The organism is Pseudomonas sp. GW822-FHT02D10, from assembly GCF_058802345.1.
The window spans coordinates 129797-143328 of the sequence record NZ_JBXAOB010000009.1 but is presented as its reverse complement, the minus strand read 5'-3'; the positions used below and the strand labels follow the sequence as shown (position 1 = coordinate 143328).

The following is a 13532-nucleotide window of genomic DNA, read 5'->3' as shown; positions in this document are numbered from 1 at the left end:
AACGGCGACGAAAGGCAATCCGCGTCAGGCTTTGAAGCAAGCCGATATGAGTTTGTCGAGCACCTGATCGGCGCGACCTTCAGCCTTGGTCATGGTTGCCCGCCAGACGGCCACGCAAGGCAGCAAGTCGGGCTCGTGCTCGGCACGGGCCAACCATTGCCAGCAATCGTGCCACTCGCCGAGGGCTTCTTGTGCCGACTTGAGACGCGGCATGGCCGCTTCGGGCAGGCGATCCAGTTCGGGGTAGGCTTCAATCGCATAGCGCACGCGCTTGATCAACAGCCGCAGACGATGGCGGTCATGCGCGGGATCGTGCAGGGCCACATCCAGCGCTTTCCATTGCTTGGCCAGGCGTTTCTCGATACAAGCACGCAAGCCCTTGAGCAAACCTTGACGCTGGGAGGCGCGCAAAAAGCGCGGAAAGGCATCAAGGATCATCAACAACTGCGCCAGTTCCGGGCTGCCGGCTACAGCCGGATAGGCTTGCGCCATTTGCACCATTCGGCGCTTGGCCGCGTCCGCTTGACCGTGCGCCAGCAAGTACGCCGCCAATACCTCATGGTCGCGCAACGGTGTCGTCAGGCTTCCAACGCTCGCGGCTGCCGCCTCCAGTTGCTCGACACCGGGCAAGCCACGCAATGGCCGCAACAGGCTGCGCAGACGGCGAACCGTCGTGCGCAAGTCATGCAGCGCTTCTGCGTCGGTATTGGCGCTCAGGCGCGCCTGACAGGCCAGCAAACGCACGTCCAGCCCCAACACCCGAGCCACCAACCGATCGACCAACGCAGACATGGCTTTCTCCAACGTGACGAGCAACATTAGAACGCAAACTTTAGCCTATGCTGGCCATGTCACCGGGGGCCTACATTGCGCTACGTCATTGCATCCTCAACGCCCCGCACGGGATTCGCGAATATAGAAGCGTGCCTTCTCGGCTTTTTTGGAGCAGCCCTCGTAGGCTTCGAACTGCTGCTGGGTCTTGGCCCCGGTCAGCAACGAAAGGGCCTTGGAGTAACTCACGGTGCCGGCGAAGCCTTCAGCCTTGGCGATGTCCAGCTCATGCCAGGCGGCGTCCAGTTGACTACCGCAACTGTCGCGGTAAGCGGTTTTACCTGCGCAACCGGTCAGTACTAACGCGATCAATGGCAGACAGATCCAGGCTTTCATCAATGATTCCTCGAGGTATAAAAAACAATCGTGCAGGGTAAGACGGCCAACGCCACAAAAAGTGCCTTAGCCCATCCATGGAAACTATAGCCCCCGCGAGAATACCCATGTGCCTTCATTGAGTGTCGAAAAACGACGCTAACGGCTTGGCTCTGAATCAGCATGATTGAAGCACGCCCCTCATTGGGTGCATTGTTGAAGTCTGTTCGATGAAGGGGCGAATCATGAAAAAGCGTGTCGCATTGGTGCTGGGCTCAGGCGGAGCCCGGGGCTACGCCCATATCGGGGTCATCGAAGAAATCGAAAGGCGCGGTTATGACATCGCCTGTATCGCCGGTTGCTCCATGGGGGCGGTGGTCGGCGGCATCTACGCCGCCGGCAAACTCAACGATTACCGCGACTGGATCGAGAGCCTGGACTACCTCGACGTGTTGCGCCTGGTGGATGTGAGCTTTCGTCTCGGGGCGATACGCGGCGAGAAAGTCTTCGGGCAGATCCGCAAGATCGTCGGCGAGATCAACATCGAAGACCTGCGCATCCCCTACACGGCCGTCGCCACCGACCTGACCAACCAGCAGGAAATCTGGTTCCAGGAAGGCTGCCTGCACCAGGCGATGCGCGCCTCTGCGGCGATTCCAAGTTTGTTCACGCCGGTGATGCAGGGCAATCGCATGCTGGTCGACGGCGGCTTGCTCAACCCGCTGCCGATTGTTCCGGTGGTATCGAGCCATTGCGACCTGATCATTGCGGTCAACCTCAACTCGGCCAACCAGCGGCACTATCAGCTACCGGTGATCCAGCGCCCTGCCGCATTCAAGAGCCGCTTCGACAACCTGATCAACTCCCTCGGCTCGCGCCTGCCGTTCCGGCGCAAACAGGCCGAACAATTGCTGCTCCTGGAACAGGAAGCACTGCGCAGCGCAGCCGCCGAAATCAACCCCTGGCTCGACTCCGCCGAACCCGAGTCGCAGCAACCCGCCGCTGCGCCGGAAACCGACGGCACGCCAAAATCCGCCACTGGCTCATTTATCATCGACAACGTGGGCCCCGCCTCGTTGCTGGACTTGATCAACCAGAGTTTCGAGGTGATGCAAACGTCATTGGCGCAGTACAAGATCGCCGGTTATCCACCGGACATCGTGATCAACGTGCCAAAGCGGGTTTGCCGGTTTTTCGAGTTCTACAAGGCGCCGGAGCTGATCGCGCTGGGACGGGAGATTGCCCGGGATACGCTGGATCGGTATGAGAATGAGCGGGATTAAGCGTTTTCAAGATCAAAAGATCGCAGCCTACGGCAGCTCCTACGCGGTATTTGCATACATCCTGTAGGAGCTGCCGCAGGCTGCGATCTTTTTGACAGTCCCTCTAGTTCAAGGATTCCAGCAGCCGATACCCCACCCCCGCCTCGGTCAGGATAAACCTCGGCCGGGTCGGGTCATCCGCCAGTTTCTGGCGCAGATGCCCGACCACAATCCGCAGGTAGTGACTGTCTTCGGTGTGGGTCGGGCCCCAGATGTCCTTGAGTAGCTGCTGTTGGGTGATGACCCGCCCGGCGTGGCGCGCCAGTTGCGCCAGCACCGAGTACTCCTTGCGGGTCAGCGCCACTTCGGTACCGTCCAGCAACACCCGCCGATACGCCAGATCGACCGTCAACGGGCCGAATTTGAGCGCTGCTTCCTGAGCCTCACCCATCGGAGCCTGCCGCAACAAGGCCCGAACCCGCGCCAGAAACTCCTGAATGCCGAACGGCTTGGTCACGTAGTCGTTGGCGCCGCCATCCAGCGCTTCGACTTTCTGCCCTTCGCTGGCGCGCACCGACAGCACCAGCACCGGCACCGTCGACCATTCACGGAATTCGCGCAGCACCTGCTGGCCGTCCATGTCGGGCAGGCCGAGGTCAAGCACCAACAAGTCCGGCTTGTTCAGCGCGGCCTGGGCCAGGCCTTCGGTGCCGGTGCCGGCTTCAAGCACTTTGTAGCCCTGGGAGGCCAGGCTGATGCGCAGGAATTTGCGGATCTGCGGTTCATCGTCGATGACCAAAATGGTCGCGGTCTGGCTCATGGTTTCAAATCAGGCAAAAGAGGTGGCAGAAGAGTAGCGCAGGCAGTGTCAGGCTTCACTTTCAAACCCCGGCTGTTCCTGCAATGGCAAGTGGATGGTGATGCAGGTGCCGCGTCCTTCGATACCGTTAGCGACACTGATCCGCCCGCCATGGGCGCCGACCATGCCCTGACAGATTGCCAGACCCAGCCCGGTGCCCTGCCCGCCCCGATCACCACGAGCAGCGGTGTAGAACATGTCGAAGATCTTCGCGCGTTCGTCCTCGGGAATGCCAGGGCCCTCGTCACTCACGGAAAAAAACAGCTCGCTGTCATGGGTGCCGGCACTCAACTGCAAGCGGCCATGGGCCGGCGAAAAGCGCGCAGCGTTTTCCAGTACATTCACCAGCGCCTGCTCGATCAACGCCGCGTGTACATAAAGCAATGGCAACTCACCTGGCACATCGGTGCTCACCTGCAACGGCGCCAGTACTGCGCGCAAACGGTTGAGCGAACTGCCGACGATATCCGCCGGCGACACCCAATCGCGCGCCAGCTTCAGCGCGCCGTGGCCCAGGCGCGTCATGTCCAGCAGGTTCTGAATATAGCGGTCGAGCCGTTCGGCTTCATCGCGGGTGCCTTCAAGCAACTCACGACGATCCTCCAGCGGGATTGCCTCACCCAGCGCCAGCAAGCTGTCGATGCTGCCGCGCATGGACGTCAGCGGTGTGCGCAAATCATGAGACACCGACGCCAGCAAAGCGCTGCGCAATTGTTCGGTTTCACCGTGCAAACGTGCCGCCTCAAGGTCGTCGGCCAACTGCGCACGGGCCAGTGCTTGAGCCAGTGGCTGACTCAACGCGGTCAGCAAGCGCCGCCGCTGACCACTGAGCTGTTGCCCCTCTTTCGGGCAAACGCCGAGCAGGCCCAGCGGCCCGTCGTCGACCGACAACGGCCACCACCACCAACGACCGAACGGTAACGTGCCAGTGCCCATGCCGGCCGGTTGATCGTGCTGCCAGGCCCAATCGGCGGCAGCGCGCTCGGCTTCGGAAAACTGCAACGGGCCACCGGTTTCGACTTTCCAGCCGCCCTGCCCATCACGGTTAACCAGACACAATTGCAGATCGTTCCAGCCGACCAGATGCTGCGCTGCCGCGCTGATCACCGCTTGCCGGTCGGTGGCGGCGGTGAGTTTGCGCGACAGGTCGAGCAGTTCGCTGGTTTCTTGCTGAGTGTCGCGCAAGGCCTCTAACTGGCGCCGCTGGCGCGCAGCGAGGTTACCGGTGAGCGCGGCCATCAGCAGGAAAAACAGCAGCGTCAGCACGTCTTCTTCACGCTGAATGGCAAAAGAGAAGGTCGGCGGGATGAACAGAAAATCGTAGGTCAGAAATGACAGCGCGGCACACGCCAGCGCCGGCCCCAGACTGCTGCGCACGGCCACCAGTAACACCGCCGCAAGGAACACCAGCGAAATGTTCGGCAGCGGCAGAATACTCGACACCGCCCAGGCTAAACCGGTGGCCAACACCGTTGCCAACAGCGCCAGCACATAATCAAACCAGACCAGCGAGTGCGCCGAACGCTGGCGCGGTTGATGCTGTTGTTCATCGCTGTCGAGGACGTTGATTTCCAGTCCTCGGGCATTGCGCAACAAGCGTGAGGCCAACCCGCCGCCGAACAGTCGACGGCGCAAACGCTGACGCGATTGACCGACCAGCACCAGGCTGGCGCGGCGTTCGGCGGCGTGTTGAATCAGGGTTTTCGCGACCTCGCCAGCACGCAGCAATACCACCTCCCCGCCCAGCCGCTCAGCCAGTTGCTGGGCGCTTTGCAGGCGCAAACGCGATTGCTCGTCGCGCACGCTGCCGTTGTCCACATGCACCAGACTCCACGGCAAATGCCGACGCTGCGCGACCCGACTGGCATGACGCACCAGACGCTCGGCCTGAGCATCGCCGTCGACCCCCACCAGCAAACGACCGCGCACGGCCGGTGCCGCCTGGCCCAACTGTCGATAGCCGCGACTCAAGTCGTCATCGACCTGCGCCGCCGCAGTTTGCATCGCCAGTTCACGCAGGGCCGTGAGGTTGGTCTGGGTGAAGAACGCATCGATTGCCGCCCGCGCCTGCTCCGGCACGTAGACCTTGCCGTCACGCAGTCGCTCAAGCAGCTCGCGCGGCGGCAGGTCGATCAGCAGCAGTTCGTAGGCTTCTTGCAGCACCCAGTCCGGCAAGGTTTCGCGCACTTGTACGCCGGTGATCCCGCGCACCTGATCGTTAAGACTTTCCAGGTGCTGGACGTTGACCGTGGTGAAGACGTCGATACCCGCCGCCAACAACTCCTGAATGTCCTGCCAGCGCTTGGCATGGCGGCTGCCCGGCGCATTGCTGTGGGCCAGCTCATCGACCAGCACCAGTTTCGGCTTGGCCTTGAGCAAGCCATCGAGGTCCATTTCCTCGAGCATCACGCCACGGTATTCCGAGCGCACCAACGGTTGCTGCGGCAAACCACCGAGCAGCGCTTCGGTTTCCGCCCGACCATGGGTTTCCACCACCCCGGCAATGATTTTGACGCCCTGGCGCAGCTGGGTGTGAGCGGCTTGCAGCATGGCGTAGGTCTTGCCAACACCGGGGGCGGCACCGAGAAAAACCTTGAGCCGGCCACGACCATCGCGGGGTAAATCAGCTAACAGTGCGTCGGCGCGGCCGGAGTCGCTCATTGATTTCTCGCCTTTCAGATTCGGTTTCGTTGTTGCGGAAAAGATCGCAGCCTGCGGCAGCTCCTACAGGAGAGTGCGTTCTAACTGTAGGAGCTGCCGCAGGCTGCGATCTTTTGATCTACAGCTTTTCCAGCGCGATGTTCAATTCCAGCACATTGACCACCGGCGGACCAACCAACGGCTGTTCGATGTGCGCTTCCATCAACTGCTCGACCGTCGATATCGGCAGGTTGCGTGCCGCCGCAACCCGCGCCAGTTGATAGGCAATTGCCGCCGGTGGCAAGTGTGGATCGAGACCACTGCCAGAGGTGGTCAGCAACGCCAAGGGCACCGGCCCCTGTCCTGGCACCAGCAGTTTGTTGGCATCGTCGATCACCCGGGTTGCGAGTGCCGGATTACTCGGTGCCAGGTTGCTGGCACTGCTCGATACCGTTGCGAAAGCGCCCGCCGATGGCCGTGGGTGGAACCACGCATCACCGACAAAATCCTGGGCGATCAAGGACGAGCCGCGCACCTTGCCTTCGGCGTCACGCACCAGGCTGCCATTGGCCTGATCGGGGAATGCGACCTGGGCGACACCGGTCACCACCAGTGGATACGCGACGCCGGTGATCAGGGTCATCAGAACAAGCAGGCTCAGGGCCGGACGGATCATAGTGGACATTTCAAAACCCTCAATTCAGGTGAACGCCGCGCACGGGGCGCGGCGTGCAGCGGTTACACCAAATGCAGCGCAGTCAACAGCATGTCGATCGCCTTGATGCCCACGAACGGCACCACGATGCCGCCCACGCCGTAGATCAGCAGGTTGCGACGCAGCAGGTGCGCAGCGCTCGCGGCCTGGACGCGTACCCCACGCAACGCCAGCGGGATCAGCGCGACGATGATCAAGGCGTTAAAGACGATGGCCGAGAGAATCGCGCTCTGCGGACTGGTCAGACGCATGATGTTCAGCACGCCCAGTTGCGGGTAGATCGCGGCAAACAGCGCCGGCAGGATCGCGAAGTACTTGGCCACGTCGTTGGCGATGGAAAACGTCGTCAGCGCGCCACGGGTCACCAGCAGTTCTTTACCGATCTGCACCACGTCCAGCAGCTTGGTCGGATCGCTGTCGAGGTCGACCATGTTCGCCGCTTCACGCGCTGCCTGAGTCCCGTCATTCATTGCCATGCCGACGTCAGCCTGAGCCAGCGCCGGTGCGTCGTTGGCGCCGTCACCGCACATGGCGACCAGACGACCGTCGTTCTGCTCATGGCGAATGCGGGCGAGTTTTTTCTCTGGCGTGGCTTCGGCCAACACGTCATCGACACCCGCTTCTGCGGCAATCGCCGCAGCGGTCAGCGGGTTGTCGCCGGTCACCATGACGGTGCGAATCCCCAACTTGCGCAGCTCGGCGAAACGCTCACGAATGCCCGGCTTGACCACGTCCTTGAGGTGGATCGCACCGAGCAACTTGCCCTCGGCACACACCAGCAACGGCGTACCACCGCTTTGGGCGATCTTGTCGATTTCCCGGGACATCGGCGCCAGCATATCGGCGCGAGTCAGACCGACGAAGGCCAACACCGAATCCACCGCGCCTTTGCGATAGACGCGGCCCTGATAGTCAACACCGGACAAGCGGGTTTCGGCGCTGAATGGCACAACGGTCAGTACCTCAGCGGACGGTTCAGCCTGTGGATAAAGTCCGCGCAGGTACTCGACAATCGACTTGCCTTCGGCCGTGTCGTCGGCCAACGAGGCGAACAAAGCACCCTCAGCCAGCTCCTTGGCACTGACGCCCGGCGCGGCGTAGATCGCGGTGCAACGACGGTTACCGAAGGTGATGGTACCGGTCTTGTCCAGCAGCAGCACATGCACGTCACCCGCCGCTTCTACCGCACGCCCGGATTTGGCGATCACGTTCAGCCGCACCAGACGGTCCATGCCGGCGATACCGATGGCCGACAACAAACCGCCGATGGTGGTTGGAATCAGCGTCACCAGCAGCGCCACCAGGAACACCAGCGGCAGGTTGCCGTTGGCGAAGTGGGCGAATGGCTGCAAGGTCACGACCACTACCAGAAAGATCATGGTCAAGCCGATCAGCAGAATATCCAGCGCCACTTCGTTCGGGGTTTTCTGCCGTTTGGCCCCCTCAACCAACGCGATCATGCGGTCCAGGGTCGACTCGCCGGGGTTGGCGGTGATGCGCACCAGCAACCAGTCGGACACCAGTCGAGTGTTGCCGGTGACCGCCGAACGGTCACCGCCGGACTCGCGAATCACCGGTGCGGATTCACCGGTAATCGCCGCTTCGTTGACCGCGGCGATACCTTCGATCACCTCGCCGTCACCGGGGATCATCTCCCCGGCTTCGACGCGAACCACATCGCCTTTGCGCAGACTGGTCGCCGGCACCACTTGAAAGCTGCCATCGGCCTTTTTGCGACGAGCGCTGAGACCTTCGCTGCCGGCCTTGAGGCTGTCGGCGCGGGCCTTGCCGCGACCCTCGGCCAGTGCTTCAGCAAAGTTGGCGAACAACACGGTGAACCACAACCACAGGGCGATTTGCACCGCCACAAAGGTTGGCACCGCCGGGTCTGGTATCACGCACAGCACGGTGGTGAGGATTGCGGTCAGTTCGACCACCAGCATCACCGGCGAGCGCTTCAATTGCCGTGGGTCGAGTTTGACAAAGGCTTGCACCAGCGCCGGCCGCCACAGGGCCGAAATCGCGGTTTTCGGTTGCTCGACTGGTTGAGCCGGCGCAGCGTGCGGTGCGGTTTTTTTCGATACACGAACGGGCATATTCATCATCAAATCCCTCAGAAGCCCAGGCTCAAATGTTCAGCGATAGGGCCCAACGCCAGGGTCGGCAGGAAGGTCAGGCCACCCACCAGCAAAATGGTCACGGTCAGCAAAGTGACGAACAGCGGGCCATGGGTCGGGAAGCTGTTCTGGCCAATCGGAGCGGTTTTCTTCATCGCCAGGCTGCCGGCCAGGGCCAGTACCGGAAGGATGTAGCCGAAGCGCCCGATCAACATGCCCAGACCCAGCATCAGGTTATGGAATGGCGTGTTGGCGCTCAGACCACCGAATGCCGAACCGTTGTTGGCACTGGCCGAGGTGTAGGCATACAGCAGTTGGCTGAAACCGTGCGGGCCAGGGTTGCTGATAGCACCGGCAGGGCCAGGCAGACTCGCCGCAATGGCACCCAGTACCAGCACGCCGATCGGCATCACCAGCAAGGTCACCACCAGCAACTGGACTTCCTTGGCTTGCAGTTTCTTGCCGAGGTATTCCGGTGTGCGTCCGATCATCAGACCGGCGAGGAACACGGCGATCAGCACGTTGAGCAACATGCCATAGAGACCAGCGCCGACGCCGCCGAAGATCACTTCGCCGACCATCATGTTGATCAGCGCGACCATGCCGCTCAGCGGGTTGAGGCTGTCGTGCATGCCGTTGACCGAACCGTTTGAGGCCGCAGTGGTGGTCACCGACCAGAGCACAGTCGCGGTGGTCCCAAAGCGTGCTTCCTTGCCTTCCAGCGGTGCAGTCTGTTCGACCGCAACGTTGTTCAGAGTCGGGTTCGGCTGGTATTCAGCCCACAGCGACACCGCGCCACCGATCAGAAACAGCGCGAGCATGCAGGCGATGATCGCCCGGCTCTGACGCAGGTCCTTGACGTAGTGGCCGAAGGTGAACACCAGCGCCACCGGGATCAGGATGATCGAGGTCATCTCAAACAAGTTGGACCAGGCGGTCGGGTTCTCGAACGGATGCGCCGAGTTGACGCCGAAGAAGCCACCGCCGTTGGTGCCCAGTTGCTTGATCGCAATCTGGCTGGCCGCCGGACCCAGCGGAATGACTTGATCGACGCCTTGCATGGTCAAGGCGTTCACATAGTGCGCGAAGGTTTGTGGCACTCCCTGCCAGACCAGGAACAGTGCCAGCAGCAGGCACAGCGGCACCAGGCCATAGAGGGTGGCGCGGGTCATGTCGACCCAGAAGTTGCCCAGGTTTTTTGTCGATTTGCGGCCGATACCACGGCAAAGAGCAACCAGAACGGCCAGACCGGTGGCGGCGCTGACGAAGTTCTGCACGGTCAGACCCACCATCTGACTGAGGTAGCTCAAGGAGGCTTCACCGCTGTAGGACTGCCAGTTGGTGTTGGTCATGAAGCTGACAGCCGTGTTGAACGCCAGCGTCCACTCCTGACCCGCCAGGTTCTGCGGGTTGAGTGGCAAATAGTCCTGGAACAGCAGGATCGCGAACAACAGCAAAAAGCCCGCAAGGTTGAATGCGAGCAATGCCAGGGTGTATTTCTGCCAGCTCTGTTCACTCTGTGGGTCGACCCCGGCCACGCGATAGCAACCGCGCTCCACGGGCCCAAGGATCGGCGTCAGCCACGTGCGCTGGCCCTCCATCACCTTGTAGTAGAACCTTCCCAGGAACGGCGCCGGAATCAACACCACGGCGAAGAAGGCGAGGATCAGCCAATAGTCATAACTGTGCATAGCCGCTCCTAGTTCTGATCCGCGCGCAACAGCGCAACCAGTAGATAAATGAACAGTCCCACCGCCAACAGCAGGGACACCCCGTCCAGAACACTCATGGAATTTCTCCGTCGTACGGCGATTGCCGCGTGTGGCGCAATTGTCCGCAGGAAGGCTGTAAAGGAACGAGAGCGAGGGGTTGGGCGAGGCATAAAGAAAGCGTAAAGAGTGGCTTTACGCGGGAGTTACAGCGGTGTGCCGACTGACCTCATCGCGGGCAAGCCCGCTCCCACAGGGGGTCCGCGGTGCATCGACAATCGGATGCTCATGTGGGAGCGAGCTTGCTCGCGAAGGCGGCATAACAGACACCAACGCTCCCAACTGGCGCACAAAAACACTACATCTGGTTGCAAACATCCTCGATACGACGCCTTTTTGTCCTTTACGACCGCTGTCGCAACACTGGCACGCCCACTGCACACGCCCTCCCCGAGCTTTTCCAAACCGCTGCGGGAGAAATGCATGAACACACAACTCAAACCTACGTTGGGCACCCTGCATTTATGGGGTATCGCGGTCGGCCTGGTGATTTCCGGCGAATACTTCGGCTGGAGTTACGGCTGGGGCACCGCAGGCACCCTGGGTTTTCTCGTCACCTCATTGATGGTGGCGACGATGTATACCTGTTTCATCTTCAGCTTCACCGAGTTGACGACCGCGATTCCCCACGCTGGCGGGCCTTTTGCCTACAGCCGACGGGCCTTTGGTGAGAAAGGCGGCTTGATCGCCGGGATCGCCACGCTGATCGAGTTCGTCTTTGCACCACCGGCCATTGCCATGGCCATCGGCGCCTACCTGAACGTGCAATACCCGGATCTGGACCCGAAAATCGCCGCAGTCGGCGCCTATGTCGTGTTCATGGGCCTGAACATCCTCGGCGTCAGCATTGCCGCAACCTTCGAACTGGTGGTGACCGTGCTGGCGGTCGCCGAATTGCTGGTGTTCATGGGCGTGGTTGCACCGGGCTTCAGCTTCAGCAATTTCGTACTCAATGGCTGGTCGGGTTCGAGCGAGTTCACGATGGGCTCGATCCCCGGGATGTTTGCGGCGATACCGTTTGCTATCTGGTTCTTCCTCGCCATCGAAGGCGCGGCCATGGCTGCCGAAGAAGCCAAGGACCCGAAACGGACGATTCCCAAGGCTTACGTCAGCGGCATCCTGACCCTGGTGTTCCTGGCGATGGGCGTGATGGTCATGGCCGGCGGCGTGGGCGACTGGCGTCAACTGGCGAACATCAACGACCCGCTGCCACAGGCGATGAAAGCCGTGGTCGGCAATAACTCCAGCTGGATGCACATGCTGGTGTGGATCGGTCTGTTCGGTCTGGTGGCGAGCTTCCACGGGATCATCCTCGGCTACTCGCGACAGTTCTTCGCCCTGGCTCGCGCCGGTTACCTGCCTCAAGGCCTGGCCAAGCTCTCGCGTTTCCAGACGCCGCACCGGGCGATTCTGGCCGGCGGCGTGATCGGTATCGCGGCGATCTACAGCGACGGGTTGGTCAATCTGCAAGGCATGACGCTGACCGCTGCGATGATCACCATGTCGGTGTTCGGCGCCATCGTGATGTACATCATCAGCATGCTCAGCCTGTTCAAACTGCGCAAAACCGAGCCGTTGCTGGAACGCACCTTCCGCGCGCCGGGCTATCCGATCGTGCCGGGCATTGCGCTGTTCCTGGCGGTGGTCTGCCTGGTGGCGATGGCCTGGTTCAACGCGCTGATCGGGGCAATCTTCCTCGGCTTCATGGCTGTGGGATTTGTCTACTTCCTGCTCACCGCCCAGCTGCGCGCCGACGCCCCGGCCGATGCGATGCTGACCGGTCTTTGATGAGGTGATCCCGGCAGAACGGGCTTAGAATGGAACCACTGAGAAACGCTGTGTCTCAACGTGGACAGGCACGGCGTTGACGCGAAACCATTCGCGTCAAAACCTGCCCTTAAGGAGAGCCCTATGCCCTGGTATGCCTGGTTGATTCTGGTGGTTGCTATCGGATCGATCGTCGGTGGCTTGATGCTGCTGCGCGACACCGCGAACAAGGTGGAACTGACCGATGAGCAACGCAAACGCGTCGCTGAGCGCAACGCGGAAATGGACGCCAAGGACGCTCAGGATCGCTGAACAATCCGTAGGAGCTGCCGCAGGCTGCGATCTTTTGTCGTTTTCGAATGTGCTGAAGATCAAAAGATCGCAGGCTTCGCCAGCTCCTACACTTCCCAATCTGCCTTGGCGATATGCAGCCCATGCAGCCCCTTGTACGCTGCCCGCTCAGGCTGGCTCCAGCCTGCGAGCAACGCATCCTCCAACCGATAGATTTCCACACCCAACGGCCGACAAACACTTAACGGGTCCTGCGCATCCGGCCCCCACATCGGCAACGACAAATCGCCCCCCGGGCAAGTCGACAAGGCACAGAGCAAATCGATCTCGGCGAAAAACTCCAGATAGTCACCCTTCTGTGCCGGGCAGGCCTTCATGAAGTACATATCGTCATGGTTGAGCCCCGTGCACTGAAAGATGTTCAGCACGTCATGCACGTCGAACTCGGTCAACCCGTGAGGTAAAACGGCGCGGGTCAGGTTCGAATGGCAGTGGTGGTGGAAGTCCTCGCCGGTGAGCATTTTGTTCACATAGGGATCACAGCGCGTGCCCAGCAGATCGTGCAAACGTCCGCCATGTTCGTCGATACCGTAATGCGCCAGGCTATCGTCGGTAATGGTCACCAGCGGTCGCAGAAAGGGCAGGTTCGACCAGAGCCGGTCATGGGTGCTGACATGGGCGCCCTGCAATTGCCGGGTCCGTGCCGCCCACAGCCGCTCGCGCGGGTCGTTGGCATTCCAGACATTGAAGTCCCCCACTTGCGGGCCCACCGGTGTGGTCACACGAAACACGTGCCCCGCCGGTACATGCCAGGCACGTCCGGTGCGGATCGGCACTTCGAATTGCTCGATCAACGTGCGGCCGGCCGGTGTATCGCGGATCCGCTCGTAGAAGGCTTTATCGACCTGCAACGCCGAGCCCTTACTGACCTGATAAGCCGCGGGATAGTCTTTGTACATGGCATGA

The 13532-nt window shown here is 61.2% G+C and carries 12 protein-coding genes; 3 read left to right on the top strand and 9 right to left on the bottom strand.

Features of this window, described 5'->3' with window-relative positions:
- Positions 1-24 precede the first annotated feature (24 nt).
- Both AC1RPZ_RS16550 and AC1RPZ_RS16545 read right to left on the bottom strand, forming a co-directional pair.
- Positions 25-792, bottom strand: coding sequence for a CHAD domain-containing protein (locus tag AC1RPZ_RS16550; RefSeq protein WP_493138060.1), 768 nt, complete (start codon positions 790-792; stop codon positions 25-27).
- Positions 793-888: 96 nt separating this feature from the next.
- On the bottom strand, positions 889-1167 hold the full coding sequence (locus AC1RPZ_RS16545) for a hypothetical protein (RefSeq protein ID WP_493138059.1): 279 nt from the start codon (positions 1165-1167) through the stop codon (positions 889-891).
- Between the two features lie 224 nt (positions 1168-1391).
- On the opposite strand from AC1RPZ_RS16545, the gene AC1RPZ_RS16540 reads away from it, so the two are divergent.
- The gene (locus AC1RPZ_RS16540) at positions 1392-2429 is read left to right on the top strand and encodes a patatin-like phospholipase family protein (protein WP_493138058.1); all 1038 of its coding nucleotides are present in this window, start codon (positions 1392-1394) and stop codon (positions 2427-2429) included.
- Between the two features lie 103 nt (positions 2430-2532).
- Here AC1RPZ_RS16540 and AC1RPZ_RS16535 read toward each other — a convergent pair whose 3' ends face one another.
- From AC1RPZ_RS16535 to kdpF, 6 genes are all read right to left on the bottom strand, one after another.
- A complete protein-coding gene (locus AC1RPZ_RS16535) occupies positions 2533-3228 on the bottom strand; it encodes a response regulator (protein WP_493138057.1) in 696 nt (231 codons plus the stop codon).
- A 48-nt stretch (positions 3229-3276) separates the two neighbouring features.
- Entirely contained in the window at positions 3277-5928 is a 2652-nt protein-coding gene (locus tag AC1RPZ_RS16530) for a DUF4118 domain-containing protein (protein ID WP_493138056.1), read from the bottom strand.
- A gap of 118 nt (positions 5929-6046) precedes the next feature.
- Positions 6047-6592, bottom strand: coding sequence for a potassium-transporting ATPase subunit KdpC (gene kdpC, locus AC1RPZ_RS16525; protein WP_493138055.1), 546 nt, complete (start codon positions 6590-6592; stop codon positions 6047-6049).
- A gap of 53 nt (positions 6593-6645) precedes the next feature.
- Positions 6646-8724: a potassium-transporting ATPase subunit KdpB gene (kdpB, locus tag AC1RPZ_RS16520; RefSeq protein ID WP_493138054.1), complete on the bottom strand. Its 2079-nt coding sequence runs from the start codon at positions 8722-8724 to the stop codon at positions 6646-6648.
- Between the two features lie 11 nt (positions 8725-8735).
- The gene (gene kdpA / locus AC1RPZ_RS16515) at positions 8736-10430 is read right to left on the bottom strand and encodes a potassium-transporting ATPase subunit KdpA (RefSeq protein ID WP_493138053.1); all 1695 of its coding nucleotides are present in this window, start codon (positions 10428-10430) and stop codon (positions 8736-8738) included.
- An 8-nt stretch (positions 10431-10438) separates the two neighbouring features.
- Complete coding sequence (gene kdpF, locus AC1RPZ_RS16510) at positions 10439-10528, bottom strand: K(+)-transporting ATPase subunit F (RefSeq protein ID WP_093421975.1); 90 nt, start codon at positions 10526-10528, stop codon at positions 10439-10441.
- Positions 10529-10931: 403 nt separating this feature from the next.
- On the opposite strand from kdpF, the gene eat reads away from it, so the two are divergent.
- Entirely contained in the window at positions 10932-12296 is a 1365-nt protein-coding gene (gene eat / locus AC1RPZ_RS16505; protein ID WP_493138052.1) for an ethanolamine permease, read from the top strand.
- A 123-nt stretch (positions 12297-12419) separates the two neighbouring features.
- The gene (locus AC1RPZ_RS16500; RefSeq protein ID WP_401120743.1) at positions 12420-12587 is read left to right on the top strand and encodes a DUF2897 family protein; all 168 of its coding nucleotides are present in this window, start codon (positions 12420-12422) and stop codon (positions 12585-12587) included.
- 86 nt (positions 12588-12673) lie between these two features.
- Here the strand turns inward: AC1RPZ_RS16500 and AC1RPZ_RS16495 are convergent, their stop codons facing one another.
- Complete coding sequence (locus AC1RPZ_RS16495) at positions 12674-13525, bottom strand: urea carboxylase-associated family protein (RefSeq protein WP_493138051.1); 852 nt, start codon at positions 13523-13525, stop codon at positions 12674-12676.
- Positions 13526-13532: the final 7 nt, after the last annotated feature.

Excerpts from the sequence above, each read along its gene's own strand:
- AC1RPZ_RS16550 (WP_493138060.1), bottom strand. The coding sequence starts at position 792 with ATGTCTGCGTTGGTCGATCGGTTGGTGGCTCGGGTGTTGGGGCTGGAC.
- AC1RPZ_RS16545 (WP_493138059.1), bottom strand. The coding sequence starts at position 1,167 with ATGAAAGCCTGGATCTGTCTGCCATTGATCGCGTTAGTACTGACCGGT.
- AC1RPZ_RS16540 (WP_493138058.1), top strand. The coding sequence starts at position 1,392 with ATGAAAAAGCGTGTCGCATTGGTGCTGGGCTCAGGCGGAGCCCGGGGC.
- AC1RPZ_RS16535 (WP_493138057.1), bottom strand. The coding sequence starts at position 3,228 with ATGAGCCAGACCGCGACCATTTTGGTCATCGACGATGAACCGCAGATC.
- AC1RPZ_RS16530 (WP_493138056.1), bottom strand. The coding sequence starts at position 5,928 with ATGAGCGACTCCGGCCGCGCCGACGCACTGTTAGCTGATTTACCCCGC.
- kdpC (WP_493138055.1), bottom strand. The coding sequence starts at position 6,592 with ATGTCCACTATGATCCGTCCGGCCCTGAGCCTGCTTGTTCTGATGACC.
- kdpB (WP_493138054.1), bottom strand. The coding sequence starts at position 8,724 with ATGAATATGCCCGTTCGTGTATCGAAAAAAACCGCACCGCACGCTGCG.
- kdpA (WP_493138053.1), bottom strand. The coding sequence starts at position 10,430 with ATGCACAGTTATGACTATTGGCTGATCCTCGCCTTCTTCGCCGTGGTG.
- kdpF (WP_093421975.1), bottom strand. The coding sequence starts at position 10,528 with ATGAGTGTTCTGGACGGGGTGTCCCTGCTGTTGGCGGTGGGACTGTTC.
- eat (WP_493138052.1), top strand. The coding sequence starts at position 10,932 with ATGAACACACAACTCAAACCTACGTTGGGCACCCTGCATTTATGGGGT.
- AC1RPZ_RS16500 (WP_401120743.1), top strand. The coding sequence starts at position 12,420 with ATGCCCTGGTATGCCTGGTTGATTCTGGTGGTTGCTATCGGATCGATC.
- AC1RPZ_RS16495 (WP_493138051.1), bottom strand. The coding sequence starts at position 13,525 with ATGTACAAAGACTATCCCGCGGCTTATCAGGTCAGTAAGGGCTCGGCG.